Here is a 1,506-nt window from a genome sequence, read left to right on the forward strand (position 1 = left end):
GTGTTTAAATAAAAAAATACCCATTCATAGCATATTTAGCCAACAATAAAATTTTATAACCCACAGAATATTATTGCGAAAAAACCATGATTATGATTTCAAATAGATTTAATATTTAGTGCGCCAATCTTTGTTTCTAGAGCAGCTCTATCTAATACCTATTCATTAAAGAAACGCCTAACCCCACGTAAGTTGCTCGATGATTGTAATCAATCAAACTCTCCCCATAACCGTCAAACAATTGAAAATATCCTCTTAACTTGCCTGCGATCGGAAATGCCCAATCAAATTGCATAGCGCCGCGAGAATCATCTCCCCCTCTTAAAGAATGTCGTAAAAGCAATGAAAACTCATTATCATTACGACGGTAAAATGCTGTTAAATCTCCCCGTCCTACATAGTTTTTAATGTCAGGATTATCATCTTTTCCGGCATCTTCATCTAGGCGATACCAAGGTCGCAACATAAGCGCAAAATTATCTTTTTCTAAACCAATATTCAGCATAATACGGTCCCAGCTGCGAGATAAGGGACCAGAACGACCATTAGATTGATGATTATAAGTTAATCCCAATAAGCGCCCATTTAAGCCCAAAATGCTATAGTCTGTTCTAAAAATTAAACTGGCTTCAGGCTCATAATTTGTTTCACGAAAAGGCCTCGATTCATCTTCATTATAGACTTGCCAATGCGCAGTCTGCGTATAGCCAACCCACATATCCCCATTGTCTTCAAAGAGATTCTCAAGTGCTTTGGTCTTTAAAGATAACTGCAGTTTAGCTTCCATCGAATTCAAATTTTGCTGTTCTGCCAGTGTCTTGTTTGGCGTATGCGGAACTTCATTTTTTTCACTTGTCCACAGTGCAGGTAGCAAATAAATAGGCTGGTAAGCCCGTAAATTCCATGTTCCTAGTTTTTGTTCTGGTGTTAATTCCCAACGCTGGTCGATTAATGATGCTTTTAAATCCGATTGATGATGTTCTAAAGCAAAAAAATGGTTCGGATTGCCCTGCTTGTTATCTCGGCTGCTCGGCCGTTTTAATGTTTGTAACGGCATGGCCTCAGCAGATCCAGCGCCTTCTGCAACTAATACCGATGCCACTGTTACGTCGCTGAGCTTTACTGAAAATAAACCGTCATAACAATTTAAACGCTCTGCATTTGACTCAAGTGCTACACAAGCAGAAGCACTTGCAGGTTGATAAGCATAGCCTGCTTCTGTACACAATATAGACAGCATCGCCAAGTTCAACACCCTGAATGAATACTTTGTACGGCGTGTCAATTTAACAGCCATTTTTAAATTTCCTTTCTTCATTTTTGAGAATACTTTCATACAGCACATTAGAAAAACGGTAAGTATGTGCAACTAAACGATCTAGCCAACGTTGCGCAGCAAGTAACTCAATCCCCTTTGCTGCATTAAGTTGATTCACTTCAGTATGCTGCAGAATTTTTTGGCGTATTTCGGCACGATGCTGACTGGTCCACTTCTTTAAACTATTT

The 1,506-nt window shown here is 39.1% G+C and carries 2 protein-coding genes; both read right to left on the reverse strand.

The window, feature by feature from the left end; translation table 11 throughout:
- Positions 1-151 precede the first annotated feature (151 nt).
- Complete coding sequence (locus tag CL42_RS16085) at positions 152-1,297, reverse strand: phospholipase A (protein ID WP_004907114.1); 1,146 nt, start codon at positions 1,295-1,297, stop codon at positions 152-154.
- A partial coding sequence (locus CL42_RS16090; RefSeq protein WP_035270943.1) for a hypothetical protein occupies positions 1,287-1,506 on the reverse strand: 220 nt, incomplete at its 5' end. The genes CL42_RS16090 and CL42_RS16085, both read right to left, overlap by 11 nt.

The organism is Acinetobacter sp. Ver3 (genome assembly GCF_000632455.1).
Taxonomy (GTDB): Bacteria; Pseudomonadota; Gammaproteobacteria; order Pseudomonadales; family Moraxellaceae; genus Acinetobacter.

Coding starts and splice junctions, on each gene's coding strand:
- CL42_RS16085 (WP_004907114.1), bottom strand. CDS start 1,297: ATGGCTGTTAAATTGACACGCCGTACAAAGTATTCATTCAGGGTGTTG.